Annotated in this window: 13 protein-coding genes; 7 read left to right on the top strand and 6 right to left on the bottom strand. The window is 71.1% G+C overall.

Annotated features, from left to right (window positions below; translation table 11 throughout):
* Positions 1-6: 6 nt before the first annotated feature.
* Genes AB0H62_RS36930 through AB0H62_RS36920 form a run of 3 tightly spaced genes read left to right on the top strand, consistent with a single transcriptional unit; the run spans position 7 to position 2,723 of the window.
* The gene (locus AB0H62_RS36930) at positions 7-834 is read left to right on the top strand and encodes a carbon-nitrogen hydrolase family protein (protein WP_220243135.1); all 828 of its coding nucleotides are present in this window, start codon (positions 7-9) and stop codon (positions 832-834) included.
* Positions 835-1,665, top strand: a complete 831-nt coding sequence (locus AB0H62_RS36925; protein WP_360591268.1) for a carbon-nitrogen hydrolase family protein — start codon at positions 835-837, stop codon at positions 1,663-1,665.
* Between the two features lie 2 nt (positions 1,666-1,667).
* Positions 1,668-2,723 (top strand): MSMEG_0565 family glycosyltransferase, encoded by a 1,056-nt coding sequence (locus AB0H62_RS36920; protein WP_220243133.1) that lies wholly within the window; start codon positions 1,668-1,670, stop codon positions 2,721-2,723.
* Between the two features lie 52 nt (positions 2,724-2,775).
* On the opposite strand, the gene mtnA is transcribed toward AB0H62_RS36920, so the two are convergent.
* Positions 2,776-3,762, bottom strand: a complete 987-nt coding sequence (gene mtnA, locus AB0H62_RS36915; RefSeq protein ID WP_360591266.1) for an S-methyl-5-thioribose-1-phosphate isomerase — start codon at positions 3,760-3,762, stop codon at positions 2,776-2,778.
* A gap of 65 nt (positions 3,763-3,827) precedes the next feature.
* Between mtnA and AB0H62_RS36910 the strand changes: the two genes are divergently transcribed.
* Positions 3,828-4,226, top strand: coding sequence for a RidA family protein (locus tag AB0H62_RS36910; RefSeq protein ID WP_360591264.1), 399 nt, complete (start codon positions 3,828-3,830; stop codon positions 4,224-4,226).
* Here the strand turns inward: AB0H62_RS36910 and AB0H62_RS36905 are convergent.
* Complete coding sequence (locus AB0H62_RS36905; protein WP_220243130.1) at positions 4,221-5,015, bottom strand: PIG-L family deacetylase; 795 nt, start codon at positions 5,013-5,015, stop codon at positions 4,221-4,223. The two genes, AB0H62_RS36910 and AB0H62_RS36905, sit on opposite strands and share 6 nt — an antisense overlap.
* 63 nt (positions 5,016-5,078) lie before the next feature.
* Positions 5,079-5,957 (bottom strand): RNA polymerase sigma-70 factor, encoded by an 879-nt coding sequence (locus AB0H62_RS36900; RefSeq protein ID WP_220243129.1) that lies wholly within the window; start codon positions 5,955-5,957, stop codon positions 5,079-5,081.
* A gap of 133 nt (positions 5,958-6,090) precedes the next feature.
* On the opposite strand from AB0H62_RS36900, the gene AB0H62_RS36895 reads away from it, so the two are divergent.
* Positions 6,091-6,570, top strand: a complete 480-nt coding sequence (locus tag AB0H62_RS36895; RefSeq protein WP_220243128.1) for a carboxymuconolactone decarboxylase family protein — start codon at positions 6,091-6,093, stop codon at positions 6,568-6,570.
* Between the two features lie 290 nt (positions 6,571-6,860).
* On the opposite strand, the gene AB0H62_RS36890 is transcribed toward AB0H62_RS36895, so the two are convergent.
* Positions 6,861-7,481, bottom strand: coding sequence for a glyoxalase (locus AB0H62_RS36890; RefSeq protein ID WP_360591261.1), 621 nt, complete (start codon positions 7,479-7,481; stop codon positions 6,861-6,863).
* Positions 7,482-7,652: 171 nt separating this feature from the next.
* Here AB0H62_RS36890 and AB0H62_RS36885 point away from each other — a divergent pair, with 171 nt between their 5' ends.
* Together AB0H62_RS36885 and AB0H62_RS36880 are read left to right on the top strand one after the other, a co-directional pair.
* On the top strand, positions 7,653-8,348 hold the full coding sequence (locus AB0H62_RS36885; RefSeq protein WP_220243126.1) for a DUF6313 family protein: 696 nt from the start codon (positions 7,653-7,655) through the stop codon (positions 8,346-8,348).
* On the top strand, positions 8,335-10,146 hold the full coding sequence (locus tag AB0H62_RS36880; RefSeq protein ID WP_220243125.1) for a substrate-binding domain-containing protein: 1,812 nt from the start codon (positions 8,335-8,337) through the stop codon (positions 10,144-10,146). The genes AB0H62_RS36885 and AB0H62_RS36880 overlap by 14 nt, the downstream gene beginning before the upstream one ends.
* A 6-nt stretch (positions 10,147-10,152) precedes the next feature.
* Here the strand turns inward: AB0H62_RS36880 and AB0H62_RS36875 are convergent, their stop codons facing one another.
* Both AB0H62_RS36875 and AB0H62_RS36870 read right to left on the bottom strand, forming a co-directional pair.
* The gene (locus tag AB0H62_RS36875; RefSeq protein WP_220243124.1) at positions 10,153-10,614 is read right to left on the bottom strand and encodes a phage tail protein; all 462 of its coding nucleotides are present in this window, start codon (positions 10,612-10,614) and stop codon (positions 10,153-10,155) included.
* Positions 10,615-10,725: 111 nt separating this feature from the next.
* Positions 10,726-14,421: a S8 family serine peptidase gene (locus tag AB0H62_RS36870; protein WP_360591258.1), complete on the bottom strand. Its 3,696-nt coding sequence runs from the start codon at positions 14,419-14,421 to the stop codon at positions 10,726-10,728.
* Positions 14,422-14,489 lie beyond the last annotated feature (68 nt).

Genomic DNA, 14,489 nt, shown 5'->3' with positions numbered 1-14,489 from the left:
GAGAACATGAGCACGGTGCGGATGGCCGCGGTGGCGGCGCCCTTCGACCGCGACGTCGAGGGCGACTTCGCGCGGATCGAGAAGCTGATCGCCGAGGCCAGGGCAGAGGGCGTCGGGCTGCTCGCGCTGCCCGAGGCGGCGCTCGGCGGGTACCTCGCGAACCTCGACGGTGACGCGGAGGGCCCGCCCGCGCTCGACCCGGCGGGCCCGGAGATCCGCCGCCTGGCCGAGCTGGCGGGCGACCTCGTGGTCACGGCCGGGTACTGCGAGCGCGACGGCGACCGGCGCTACAACTCGGCCGTGTGCGTGACCGGCGACGGCGTGCTGGGGCACCACCGGAAGGTGCACCAGCCGTTGTCGGAGGACGCCAGCTACGGCGCGGGCAGCGGGTTCGCCGCGTTCGACACGCCGGTGGGCCGGCTGGGCATGATGATCTGTTACGACAAGGCGTTTCCGGAGTCGGCGCGGGCGCTGGCGCTCGATGGCGCGCAGGTGGTGGTGTGCATGTCGGCGTGGCCGGGCAGCCGGACCAACCCGAGTGCCGACCTCGCCGAGGACCGGTGGAAGCGCCGGTTCGACCTGTTCGACCGGGCGCGCGCGCTGGAGAACCAGATCGTGTGGGTCTCGGCCAACCAGTCGGGCACCTTCGGCGACCTGCGGTTCGTGGCGAGCGCGAAGATCGTCGACCCGGGTGGTGAGGTGCTGGCCGACACGGGCGTGGGCGAGGGGCTGGCGATCGCCGAGCTGGACGTCGCCGCTGCGTTGGCGGGCGCGCGCCGGGCGATGGCGCACCTGGCCGACCGCCGGCCCGCCGCGTATGCCGTGGGTGGGTGAATGAGCCGGCTCCGGATCGCCGCCGTGGCCGCGCACTTCGGGCGTGACCTCGAGTTCGACCTGCGGCGCATCGCCACGTTGATCGACCACGCGCGCCAGAGCGGCGCCGACCTGCTGGTGCTGCCCGACGCGGCGCTCGGCGGCTACCTCGCCGACCTGCGCCACCCCGACCCGGACGCGCTGCCGCCGGCGCTCGAACCCGGTTGCCCCGAGCTGAAAACGGTGCAGGCTTTGGCCGCGGAGATGACCGTGTGCGTGGGTTACTGCGAGGCCGACGGTGCGCGCCGCTACAACGCGGCCGTGTGCGTGACGGGCGACGGTGTGCTCGGCCACCACCGGAAGGTGCACCAGCCGCCGGGAGAGAGCGTCGCGTACGACGCGGGGGATTCCTTCACCGCGTTCGACACCCCCGCCGGGCGCGTCGGGATGCTGATCGACTACGACAAGACGTTCCCGGAGTCGGCGCGCTCGCTCGCGGTGGACGGCGCGGAGATCGTCGCGTGCCTCTCGGCGTGGCCGACGAGCATCACCGACCGGGCACCGCGGATGGCGCAGGACCGCCAGTCGCGGCTGTTCGACCTGTACGACCAGGCGCGCGCCGCGGAGAACCAGGTGGTTCTCGTGTCGTCCAACCAGACCGGCGCGATGGGTGGCATGCGGTTCCTCGGCCAGGCCAAGGTCGTCGGCCCCGGTGGCGAGATCCTGGCGCGCACCTGGTCGAAGGCGGGGCTCGCGGTGGCCGAGGTCGACGTGGCGGGGGAAGTCGCGAACGCCCGCCGCGTGCTGCACCACCTGGGGGAACGCAAACCTTTCGCGTACCGGGAGGGCTGACGTTGCGCATCGCGTTGCTGAGCTATTCGACGAAACCCCGCGGCGGCGTGGTGCACACGCTGGCGCTGGCGGAGGCCCTGGCCGCGCTCGGTGCGGACGTGACGGTGTGGACCCTGGGCCGTGGTGGTGACAGTGGGTTCTTCCGGCCGGTGGATCCGCGGGTGACGACGATGGTCGTGCCGTTTCCCGAGGTGCCGGGTGAGTCGGTGGGCTCCCGGATCGTGCGCTCGATCGCGGTTTTGGGGGCGGCTTTCCCTGATGGCGAGTACGACATCGTGCACGCGCAGGACTGCATCTCGGCCAACGCCGTGGACCGGTGCGTGCGGACGGTGCACCACCTCGACACGTTCACCACGCCCGAGCTGGCCGCGTGTCACGAACGGGCGATCACGCGGCCGTTCGCGCACGTGTGCGTGTCGGCGTCGGTGGCCGCCGAGGTGCGCGCGGGCTGGGGGATCGAAGCCACCGTGATTCCCAACGGCGTTGATGCTGCGCGGTTTTCTTCGGCGCCGTACGGGGATTGGCGGGCGCGGTTCGGCCGGTATGTGCTCGCGGTCGGCGGTATCGAGCCGCGCAAGGGTTCTTTGGACCTGCTGGAGGCCGTCGCTTTGCTCGACCCCGCGGTGCGCCTGGTGATCGCGGGCGGCGAAACGCTCTTCGACTACCGCGACTACCGCGAGCGCTGGGACAAGCGGGCGGCCGCGCTGGGTGTGGATCCGGTGGTGCTGGGGCCGGTTGCGCACGACTCGCTGCCGTCGCTGGTCCGGTCGGCCGCGGTGTTCGCCTTCCCCTCGACGAAGGAGGGCTTCGGTCTGGCGGCGATGGAGGCTTTGGCTGCGGGAGTGCCTTTGGTGGCGCGTGATCTCCCGGTGCTGCGCGAGGTTTTCGGCGGGGTGGCCCGGTTCGCTGCCACGCCGCACGGCTTCGCCGCCTCGATCGAGGCAGCGCTGGATTCCGGACCGGAAGACCGCGCGGCGGGTGTGGCTCTGGCTGAGCGCCACACGTGGGCCGCTGCCGCGCGGGCGCACCTGGAGTTGTACCGGTCGCTCGTGGGGTAACTGCCGCGACGAGCGACCGGATCGTTTTGCAGGGCAAGGGAACCGTCGCGGTCTACGGAGTCGGCTGAGGGAGTCGGACGCCGTTTTCCGTCACCACCGCCGTGATGAGCGCGGCCGGCGTCACGTCGAAGGCCGGGTTGAAGACCTCGGCGCCGTCGGGAGCGATGCGGACGCCGCCGAAGTCGGTGAGCTCCGAAGCCCGGCGCTCTTCGATCTCGATGTCGGCGCCCGTGGCGATCGAGGCGTCCACAGTGGACTCCGGGGCGACGACCACGAACGGCACCCCGTGGTGGGCGGCGGCGATGGCGAGGCTGTAGGTGCCGATCTTGTTGGCGACGTCGCCGTTGGCGGCGATGCGGTCGGCGCCCACGAGGACGCAGTCGACGAGGCCGCGGGACATCGCGAGGGCGGCGGCGCCGTCGGGTTGGACGCGGTGGGGGACGCCGGCCTGGGCGAGTTCCCACGCGGTGAGGCGGGAGCCCTGCAGGAGGGGGCGGGTCTCGTCGACCAGCACCGACTCGACGAGGCCCCGCTCGTGCAGGTGCCAGACGACGCCGAGCGCCGTGCCCCACGCGACGGTGGCGAGGTGGCCCGCGTTGCAGTGGCTCAGCAGCCGCAGCGGGCGGCGGGTGGTCTCGCGCAGCACGACTTCCGCCGCGTGGCCCGACGCGGTGCGGTTGAGGTGTTCGTCCTCGTCGAGCATGGCCAGGGCCTCGGCGAGCACGGCTTCGGGGCCGTCGTGGAGCTTGCCGAGGGCACGGCTGACGCCCCAGCGGAGGTTGACGGCCGTCGGGCGGGCGCTCGCGAGGCGTTCGGCTTCGGCCCGCACAGCGTCGTCCGAGCCACCCGCGAACGCCGCCAGCGCGACACCCAGCGCCCCGGCGGCGCCCAGCGCGGGAGCACCTCGCACGGCGAGCCGCTGGATCGCGTCGACGAGCTCGTCGACCGTCCGCAGCTCCAGCGTCCGGTACGCGCCGGGCAGCGCGACCTGGTCGATGATCACGACGGCGCCCTCGGCCCAGTCCACGGTCCTGCGCATCTGTCCTCCCGAGCCCCCGAAAATCGCTGGCCGGCCAGGCGGCGGGTGCACCACCATGCGGCCCCGTGACCATTGAACGGCAGAACCCGCCGACCCTGCACGCGACGCCCGGCTACCACCACGTGACCACGGTCTCGGGCCGCACGACCGTGCACCTCGCCGGCCAGTGCCCGCTCGGGCTGGACGGCGCCGTCGTCGGCGGCGACGTGCTTGCGCAGGTGAACCAGGTCGTCGCCAACAGGGCCACCGCGCTCGCGGCCGCGGGCGCCACCGCCGACGACGTGGTCCGCGCGGTGATCTACGTGGCCACGGCCGAGCGCGCCGTGCTCTCCGCCGTCTGGGACCGGTTCACCGGCTCGGCGATCGGGCCGGCGTTCAGCACCGCAAGCACGCTGCTGGGCGTGACGTGCCTCGGTTATCCGGGCCAGCTGGTGGAGCTCGACGTCACCGCCGCCGTGTCATAGGCCCGCCATCAGGTCCGTCTCCGTGATCCCCGGACCGTGGCCGGCGCGGATGAACCACTCGATGCCGAACGCGTGGCCGAACGCCTCGTCGGGCATCGCGAGGAACCACGACTCCTCGCTGATCTGGCTCGGGTGCGCCCGCATGGCCGCGCGCTTCGCGGCGAGAAACGGCTTGACGTCGACCGCCGCCGTGATCTCCTCCTCGGGCTTGCCGAACTTTTCCTGCGCGTCGACGTCCGGCACCGCCTCCCGCGGAATCGCCCCCATCTCCACCGCCAGCTCCATCCCGCGGCGCATGTGGTCGCGGTTCGCGGTCGCCTGGTAGACGCGCGGCGTGCCCGCCAGCTCGGCGGCGCGCAGGCCGACGCGGTGGACCTGGATGTGGTCGGGGTGGCCGTAGTTGCCGTAGTCGTCGTAGACCGTGAGGACCTCGGCGTCCTCCTCACGCAGGATCTCGGCCAGCCGCTGGGCCGCCTCCTCGATCGACGCCCGCCAGAACGCGCCCGGCGCGTCGTTGGTCGGCTCGCCCATCATCCCGGAGTCGCGGTAGCCCAGGAACTCCACGCGCTTGACGCCGAGCACCTCGGCCGCCGCGTGGGTCTCGCGCACGCGGCGCTCCCACAGCTGCTCGCCGTCGCCGAGGAACCCGTCGGGCACCTCGCCCACCTCGCCGCGCGTCGCGACCACCAGCACCACGCGGTGCCCGTCGTCGGCGGCCTTGCGCATCACGCCACCGGTCACGATGCACTCGTCGTCGGGGTGGGCGTGGAACGTCACCATTGTTGCCATGTCATCGAACTTACCCGCGGGCACCGACAAAATCCGGTGGCCGGGCAAACATTCCGGCCTCGCCTATCGCTGCAGGCTCCACTCCTTGTCCATGTGCGACAGCTTCTCCGGGTTCCGCACCGCGTAGATGCCGGTGACGAGTCCGTCGTCGATGCGCAGGGCCAGGACGGTGTCGAGGGCGCCGTCGAAGTGGACGGTGAGGGCGGGGTAGCCGTTGACCTGCGCGGGCAGCCGGGTGGACGTGGCGAGGTGGCCCAGGCCGGCGCCCAGGATGCGCGCCACCCGTTCGGCCCCGACCACGGGCTTGAGCACGGCCTGCTTGACGCCGCCGCCGTCGCCGAGGAAGACGACGTCCGGGGAGAGGATGTCGAGCAGGTGCTGCAGGTCGCCGGTTTCGATCGCGTGCTGGAAGGCGTCGAGGGCATCGCGGGTGGCGGTGCGCGAGACGGGCCCGCGCGGCCGGCGGGCGGCCACGTGCTCCCGCGCGCGGTGCGCGATCTGCCGCACGGCGGCGCCGCTCTTGCCGACGGCGTCGGCGATCTCGCCGTAGCCCAGGTCGAACACCTCGCGCAGCACGAACACCGCGCGTTCGGTCGGCGTGAGCGTCTCCAGCACGAGCAACATGGCCATCGACACGCTGTCGGCCAGTTCCACGTCCTCGGCAACGTCCGGCGCGGTCAGCAACGGCTCCGGCAGCCACGGCCCGACGTAGGACTCCTTGCGGCGCCCCAGCGTCCGCAGCCGGCTCAGCGCCTGGCGCGTGGTGATGCGCACCAGGTACGCACGGTGGTTCTGCACCGCGTCGAAGTCGACGTCCACCCACCGCAGCCACGTCTCCTGCAGCACGTCCTCCGCGTCGGCGGCCGAGCCGAGCATCTCGTAGGCGATGGTGAACAGCAGGTTGCGGTGCGTGAGGAACAGCTCCGTGCTGCGGTCGGCCATGCGCTTCCCCCTTCGGTATCGACAGCGTCCCCCACCAGACGCCGCCCGGCTGTGTTTCGTGACATGTCACAACGGCGGCGTCGCCGGCATCTGGTGGGCATCAGTTCACGAAACGACGAGTGAGGACGACTCCATGACCCGCATGAACCTGTTCGAGAACGAGTTCGCCACGAAGTTCGCCAAGCGCTTCGCCTCCGCGAGCCTCCTGTTCGAATCCTCGGCCCTGCCCAAGGCCACCCAGGAGCTGGTCAACCTCCGCGCCAGCCAGCTCAACGGCTGCGGCTTCTGCGTCGACATGCACGTCAAGGACGCCGCGGCCGCCGGCGAAACCGCGGTGCGCCTCGCGTTGGTGGCGGCGTGGCGCGAGTCCACCGTGTTCACCGAAGCCGAGCGCGCGGCCCTCGCGTTGACCGAGGAGGCCACCCGCATGGCCGACTCGGCGGGCGTCTCGGACGAAACGTGGTCCCACGTCCGCAAGAACTTCGACGACGACCAGATCGCGGCGCTGGTGTGCCTGGTGTCGATGATCAACGCGGCCAACCGGATGAACGTGATCGTGCGCAACCCGGGTGGGTCGTACGAGGCGGGGATGTTCGACGAGCTGGTGAAGTGAAACTGTCCGGCCCGGGGTTTCGGCCCCGGGCCGGGTGGTGGGCGCAATGCTCGACGATGTCTTTCCGGGCGCCTCGCGGGAATCGTGGGCCGGTCAGGGCAGCACGCTGTCCGAAGTGGACATAACGGCGGCCTGAGCCGGGACTTCCTCTTCTCCGTCGAGACGGGTCGCCCGGTTCGGTTCCTCGACCCGGCCGGCCGCCATAACGCGTTCGTCGGCGCGATCTCTTCAAGGATCTTTCTCCTCGGCAGACCCCGGCCGGGCCATCGCGTACAACCGGTAGCGGCACATCAAGACACCTCGGCCGACGCGGTGGTTTCCCACGCGAAACCGTCCGGGTCCGTGAAAGCTTCCTCTCCGCCGACCACCGCGATCCGGTGCGAACCCGTCCCCGCGGGGGCCACGCCGGCGTCCTTCGCCAGCGCGCGGCGGCGGTACAGGGCCAGCTTCACCGGGCCCGTCTCGAACTCGACGTACATGCGGCCGAAGCTCTTCCCCACGCTCAACCCGCGCGAGGCGTAGAACTTCTTGCTCGCCACCACGTCGTCCACGCCGAGCAGGAGCACGATGGCGTCGAACTCCCGCGCGGCTGGGCCGGTGTCCTTCTTGGCCGAGGTCGCGACCTTCCAGATCGTGCCGTCGGGCGCGTGGACGACGCCGCCGTAGCCCCACATGGATTTCGCGGGGGCCTTGAGCGTCGTGGCGCCGGCCTTCAGAGCAGCGGAGATGAGGGCGTCGACGTTGGCGGGCTGGGAAACCGTCAGCGAGAGCGTGAAGCCGCGGAAGCCGTCGGACGGTTTCTGCGACGCCCGCAGACGCAGGCGGGAGCCGAGCCCGAAGGCGTCGGCGTAGAAGCGTTCGGCGGCGGTGGGATCGGTCACTTCGAGGGTGATCGTGTCGATTGAGGTCATGGCTGGAACGGTAGGCGCGCACCCGTGACCAGTGCTTCTCCATTCCTGCTCGGTATTCGCGGGTGGCAGCCTCCTGCCACGCTTCTTTGACTGACCGCCGCTGTCCGGTAGATTTTCGGTCATGGGTGGCGGAGGGGGACCTCGCTCAGCTCGAGCGTGGCCGCGCGGCACATGACCAGGCAAATCACCGAAACGAGCAAGGTCGATCCACCGCCGCCGCGCGAGTCGCTGCGGGCGTTGCTGCGGCGTCGACGCCGGGGTGTCGGCCGGTTCAGAGGCATCCAGTACTGGCTGCGCGTGCGCGGCTACTACTTCCTCGCCGCGTTCGCGGGACTGTTCGTGGTCAACGCCGTGGTCATCGGGGGCCGGGTCGCCTACGACGTGACCGTGCAGATCGACTCGCCGTGGGACACCTCGAGCCCCGCGCTCGCCCTGCCGTTGTCACTCTCCGGCTGGCTCGTGGTGACCGGTTTCGCGGGCGCCGTGGCGGGTTACGTGGTGACCGAGGTGACGGACAACCGCAATATCGGGCGGATGCGCGGCCGGGGGAACGCGCGCCGCATCGCCCTCATCCCGCTGCTCGACCGCCTGCAGTACCGCCGGCACGGGTTCGAGGTGCCGCACTACTTCGGCATCCGGTTCGCCCTGCGCCACGACGGAGACTGGGCTCGCGCGCAGGACCACTGGGAGATCATCGTCGAGAAGTTCCTCAACGCTGCCGAGTCCGATCGCACCCACGGGCCGCGTCAGGCGATGTGGCAGGCCGTGCTGGAGGCCTCCTACGTCCTGGACGGAATGTCCGGAAAGTGCCCGGTGTGCGAAGAAACAGCGGCGAAGGGCGAGGGGAAAATCAATGCCCGCCAATGACCCGCAGCCGCCGCAGACCGTCGACGAGATCGCCAGGAGTCTGTACCAGGCGGCCTACCCGGAGCGGACCGACGATCCCGACTGGGTCGAGGAGCAGGTGTCGGTGGCCGTCGAGCGGATCGGCCGCGCGGAGCAGGCCGACCCCTCGACCTCGCCGGGCGCCCGCCCGCTGACCGACGCGGTGATCAACCGCGCCGCACCGAAGCCGCGCCGGGGGCCGCGCATCGCGGCCGCGGTGGTGCTGGCCGTCGTGGTGCTCGTGGCTCTCGTGCTCGGGATCGCGGAGCGGCAATGGGTTGCCGAGACCGCGATCAGCGGCGACGGCATCCTCGGCCTGTCGATCGCGGCGGTGGTGGCCGCGCTGGCCACGAGCGTCAGCTACGTGCGGGTGCGCCGGCGCCAGATCCTGTCGTGCCGGGTGCGGATCGACGCGCCGTTCGGCGTCGACATCGGCGAAACCGTGCGCCTGGAAGGCGAACACACGACCGTGACCGACCCGGGTGTCGTCGTGGTGCGGGTGAAGAACACCGGCGGCTCGACGATCACGGCGGCGGACTACGTGTCCCCGCTCGCCCTGCACTTCCCGGGCCGGCAGGTGATCTCCGTCGACGCTACCGAGTTCGAGCCCGGCGAGCTGCAACGGGTGATCAACAAGCTGCCCGGTTTCACGATCGAGGAAGACCGGGTGCAGCTGCCGAAGGTCCCGCTCGAACGGGAAGCCTCGTACAAGCTCGTGATCGTGCTCTCCGGGACGAGGCCGGGGGAGAAGCACCAGATCGCCGTCGAAGGGCTCCTGCGCGACGGCCGGATCACCACCCGCGAAGGCAAGGAAAAGGTCGGCCCGGGCACGCTCGCGTGGGGCGGTCTCACGGCGATCTGCGCCGGTGCGCTCGCGGTGGTGTTGCTGCTCAACAACGTCGCGCCGTTCACCAAGTTGCCGCGAGGCGTGGCGTGCGAGGCTGGTTCGCTGAGCGTGGAGGGGTCCAGCGCCTTCGGCCGGGCGGCGACGGAGCTGGCCGGCTCGTACGAGGCGTACTGCCCGGGGGCGGCGGTGAAGGTCGGCACGCCCGGCAGCGTGGAAGGCCTGCAGCGCCTGCACGACGGCACCATCGACCTCGCCCTGTCCGACGGCAAGTTCGACGAGCCCGACTTCGCGCAGTTCGTGCCGCAGAAGCTCGCGATCGTCCCGTTTACGTTGGTGGCGAGCAAAAACGTGCCCGTCAACAGCTTGTCCGTGGCAGACGTGCGGAAGATCTTCACCGGCGGCGCCCGCGTCTGGAGCGACATCACCGGCAACCCGCGCGACACCGGCGAAATCCGCGTCGCGGGCCGCTCCACCTCGTCCGGCACGCGCCGCACGCTGGAGAAGTACCTCCTCGGCACGCCTTCCGCCCCGGTCGGCCAGGCCCAAGCCACGTCCGACTCCTGTCGCGACCTGCGCCCCGGCGTCGCCGCCTCGTCCCCGATCATCTGCGAACAAGGCTCGACCGGCGACCTCATCGACCGCATCGCCACCCTCGGCGACGCCATCGGCTACGCGGACGTCTCCGACGTGGCCCAGTCGAGCGCCGTGAAGAAGATCAGCCTGGACGGCCGCAACGCCACCCTCGACGACATCCGCGGCGGCTATCCGTTTTGGACTGTCGAGTATGTCTTCAGCCGGGGGCCTTTGGAGTCGGGGTCGTTGGCGGCGGCGTTTCGGGACTATCTGCTGACGCCCGAGGCGAGGAATGCGATGGCAGGGTTCGAGTACTACGCGTGCGCGGCGGGGGAACAGGATCTCTGCAGCCGGCGGTGACGCGGGTCAGTACTCGTTCTTGATCACGAAGTAAGACCCTCGGATCGTTCCCGCCAGCTTCGACTTCTGGCGAGCGAACTTGAACGCGCCGAGCTCCGCGGGAACCTCCATCCCGTCGGACAGCTTGAACCCGACGGCCCGTTTCCCGGCTTCGTCGAGGGTGTACATGACGTTGATCGACAGCCCGTCCTCGTAGAAGACGTAGGCCATCCGGACGTTCTCGACCTGGAACGCCGTCGCCTCGAGAGGGCGGGAGGCGATGACGATGCCGCGTTCTTCCGAGAGGATCCGGTGGACCCAGTCGACGGTCGCCGCGGCGTCGGCGGCGGGCTCGACCGTGAAGACGTGGTCGTATTTGTTCTTGAAGTACCGGGCCTCGTTCGCGCGCAGGCCGGCGAGCGCGGCGGCGACCGGTGAGGACTCCAGGCCGTCGGTCGATACGGTGACGAAGTCGACGGTGTGGGGCATGGCGAGTTCCTCCGCGTCCGGGTCCGGCGTCGTCCACCGAGCGTAGGCGCAGAGGAGCGAGGGTGCGCTCTTGCGGCCCGCCCCGAAAGAGGGGCGGGCCGCAAGAAACGATCAGCGAAGCCCGAAAGCCCGCACGATCGTCTGCGTGACGGAGTTGCCCGCGGAATCGGAAGCGGTCACCCGCAGCGAGGCGAACCGCGCCTTTTTCGGTGCGTCCAGCCGGTAGTCGCCTCGGTGGTCGTCGGAGAGGCGGGTCCAGGTGGTGCCGTCGTCGTAGGAGATCTCGACGCGGGGCGCGCGAACGGTGCCGCCGCCCGCGATCGAGACCGGGGTCAGGCCCACGGACACCGGGGCGCGTTGTTCGACGGTGACGCCGAACTTCGAGTCACGCGGTACGGATCCGGAGGCGTTCGGGTCGAGGTCGTAGCGGATCTGCAGCAGGGGCAACAGATCCTGTTCACCGAAGACCTTCGGGGCGGCCGAGGTGAACGTCCACGCCGTCGTGGTCGAGGACGAGTACGGGTTCGTGTCGCGCTCGTTCGCCACGACCAGGCGGTACTGCCGCGGCCCGGAGCTGGGGGCGGTGGGGTACATGATGAGCCCGTTGTCGGACTTGCCCAGCTGGGTGTCGCCCTGGAAGAGGGTCACGGTCTGGCGCGCGTCGGAGCTGGCGCCGACGTGGTCGGCGTTGCCGTAGCCCGGCACGTCGATCCGCATCTGGTCACCGGTGCGCGTCGGGCCGAGGTAGTTGTTGTTGAGGTACGGCCGCTGGATCGGCGTGAACCAGTCGTCGCTCGACACGGTGCCGGGCCGGTACGTCCGCGCGACGCCCCATTCGCCCAGCACGCCGTCGGTGACTTCGTGGCCCCACCGGTTCGCGCCGTCGGTGGTGACCCAGTCGGTGCGGTGGCCGCTGGCGGCCATGGCGACGTAGTTCCCGATGCCCCACTCCGAGTACGACGGGAAGTCGTACCGCCACTCCTCACCGCCGCCGTTCGGAACGGACCCGGCGAACGTCTCGTCGACGCGCGCGAGGTTCTTGCCCGACGCGTGGACGACCATGTCCTTGGGCAGGTCGTTCTGCCAGGTGTGCATGAGGTCGTAGAGGTACGCCGGCGCCGGGTGCGACTCCGTGTGCAGCGTCGCGTTGCGCTGCCGGGCCTGGGCGATCAGCTTGGCGCCCTCGTCGGGGCTGAGGAGCCCGACGTCGATCGGGCTCGGGTGCAGCGAGTCCGTGCCGAAGAACAGGCTCTGCCGTCCGGGCTGATCGTTGGCGACCAGCAGCAGCTTGGCGCCGGCGTCGGCCGCCGCCTTGGCCAGCGCGGCCGGGGTCGCCGACGCGGTGCGCCGGATGACCACCGCTTTGCCCCTCGCGCCGAGGCCGGCGTAGTCCGAAGGCGCGCCATTGCCGGCGAAGACGAGCGGCAGGTTCCGGGTTCCGTCGGACAGCGGGGTGACGCCCGCCTGCCGCAGGACGTCGGTGTAGTCGGTACCCCGGTCGGAGACTGTCAACGCCGGTTGTTCCTTGCGCCACCGCGCGCCGACGGTGAAGTCGCCGTGCGTCACCTTGCCCTGCGGCTGGATCCACAGGCTGTCGACGCCGGTGTTCGCCAGACCGAAGTCGTGCCAGCGGCCGTCCTGGTTGAGCATCCGCGAGTACTCGAGCCGCAGGTAGCTGGGGACGCCGGGCTGCGGAGTGGTCTCGTCGACCAGCCGGACGTGTCCGGCGTCGAGGGTGATCGTGCGGTCCCCGTCGAACGTGAAGTCAGGATCGCCGAGCAGCGCCACGCCCTGGGAATTCGGGCCGTGGACACCGGGCACGGTCAGGTAACCGAGCGCCGAGTACTGGTCGTCCGGCGTGTAGAAGCTCACGCTGCCGTCGACCGGCACCGGGATCGGGTTCGGATCGCCCGCCCGGAGCACCATGACGAAGGCGGACGCGGGCTGGCCGGCGGAGTCCTTGACGTTGATGGTCAGCAGGTGCGTCGGCGCGCCGAGCGAGACGGCGGTGTGCGCGGCGAGCGCACCGTCTCCTCCGGTGGCCAGGATCTGGGCGGTGAAGCCGTCGGACGGGCCGGGCGCGGCGTGCGGGTCGATGGTCACGGTGACCGCGGCGGTACCGTGCGCGGGCACGGTGACCCGGTCGGCTGAGAGCGTGAACATCCCCTGCGGCACGCCGGGCGCGGCGATCGACAGGGCGAGGTTCACCGGCGTGGCACCGAAGTTGGTGTACGTCACCGGGCGGCTGACGGCGCCGGACCCGTCCTGCCCGGCGTACGCGGTGGCCGAGGCGAAGATCCCGGCGCGGGCGGCGGCAGCCACGTCCACGCGGCCGCTGCCGGCCTGGAACGCGGTGTAGTCGGGGGTCTGCTTCGCGGTGCTGGTCAGCAGGTCCTTCAGCTGGGCGCCAGTGAGCTCGGGGTGCTCCGCGGCGAGCAGCGCGGCGGCGCCGACCACGTGCGGCGTGGACATCGACGTGCCGCTCAGCGTTTGGTAGAAACCCTCGCCTTCGGACGCGTACTGCGACCGCGCGGCCAGGATGTCGACGCCGGGGGCGGTGATCTCCGGCTTGAGTGCGCCGTCGCCGACCCGGGGGCCTTGGCTCGAGAACTCGGCGAGGTGGTCGGTGCCATCCACCGCGCCCACGGTCAGCGCCGCGTCGGCGGCGCCGGGCGAGCTGACAGTGCCGGGGCCGGAGGTGTTGCCCGCGGCGATGACGAACAGGGCACCGGTCTGCGCGCTGAGCCGGTTCACCGCCTGCGACATCGGATCCGTGCCGTCGGAGGGCTCCTGCGTGCCCAGGCTCATGTTGATGATCTTGGCGTGCTCGTCGACCGCCGCCCACTCCATGCCGGCGAGGATCTCGGAGTCGCTGCCGGAGCCGGAGTTCGCCAGCACCTTGCCGATGTGCAGGCGAGCGCCCGGGGCGACACCCTTCTCTGTGCCGCCGGACGCGGCGCCAGTGCCGGCGATGGTGGAGGCGACGTGGGTGCCGTGGCCGTGAAGGTCCTTGACGTCCTCGCCGGGGATGAAGCTGCGCGTGTCGACGATGCGTCCCGCCAGATCGGGGTGGCCCTCGTCCACGCCCGTGTCGAGGACCGCGACGTCGACGCCCTGCCCGGTGTCACCACCGGTCCAGACCTCGGGCGCGCCGATCTGCGCGGTCGATTCGGCCAGGTCGGCGTAGACCTTGCCGTCGAGCCAGATCTGCTTGATGCCGTTGGCGAACGCCGGTGCCGCCGCGAAGGAGGACGGCGCCCCAGCCGTCACCGCGGCCCAGAAGTCCCGCGCCTGCGCGTGGTTCTCGGTGACGGCGGCGCCGTCGACGCTCGCCAGCGGCCGGACCAGGGCCGAGCCGCGGGGCGCGGTGTTCGCCTGGAATCCGGGGGAAGGGTTGGTGTAGGAGACGATCAGGGGCAGGTCGGCGCGGTGCGCGTCGTCGTAGCCGGCGGCGATCAGGTCCGTGACGTCGAAGAGGCGGCGGTCCAGGATCCCCTTGGCGAGGTAGGACATCGCCGAGGACGGGTAGACGTACACGTCGCCTGCCGACTCGAGGATCCGCGCGTCGGAGGGGCCGCCGTCCGGCCCCTTGACCGAGATCGTCCCCCCGCTGTCACCGGCGTCGCCGGTCGTGTTCACCGTGACGACATCACCGGTGACCAGGGTGACGGTGTGGGTTGTCGGGGCCGCGGGCCCCGACGCTCTGCCGGGAGCGGCCGAGGCCGGACCGGCGACCAGAATCGAGCTGAGCGACGACGCGAGGCACGCGGCCGCCGCGACGGCCCGACGCTTGCGTGAAGTTCTCAACGAGGGGATTCCTTCCTGCGCAGGGGCAGACCGGCGGGCGCAACTGCCACACCGGAACGGCCGAACAG

Source organism: Amycolatopsis sp. NPDC050768 (assembly GCF_040654155.1).
Lineage (GTDB): Bacteria > Actinomycetota > Actinomycetes > Mycobacteriales > Pseudonocardiaceae > Amycolatopsis.
This window is presented reverse-complemented; position numbering and strand designations above follow the sequence as displayed.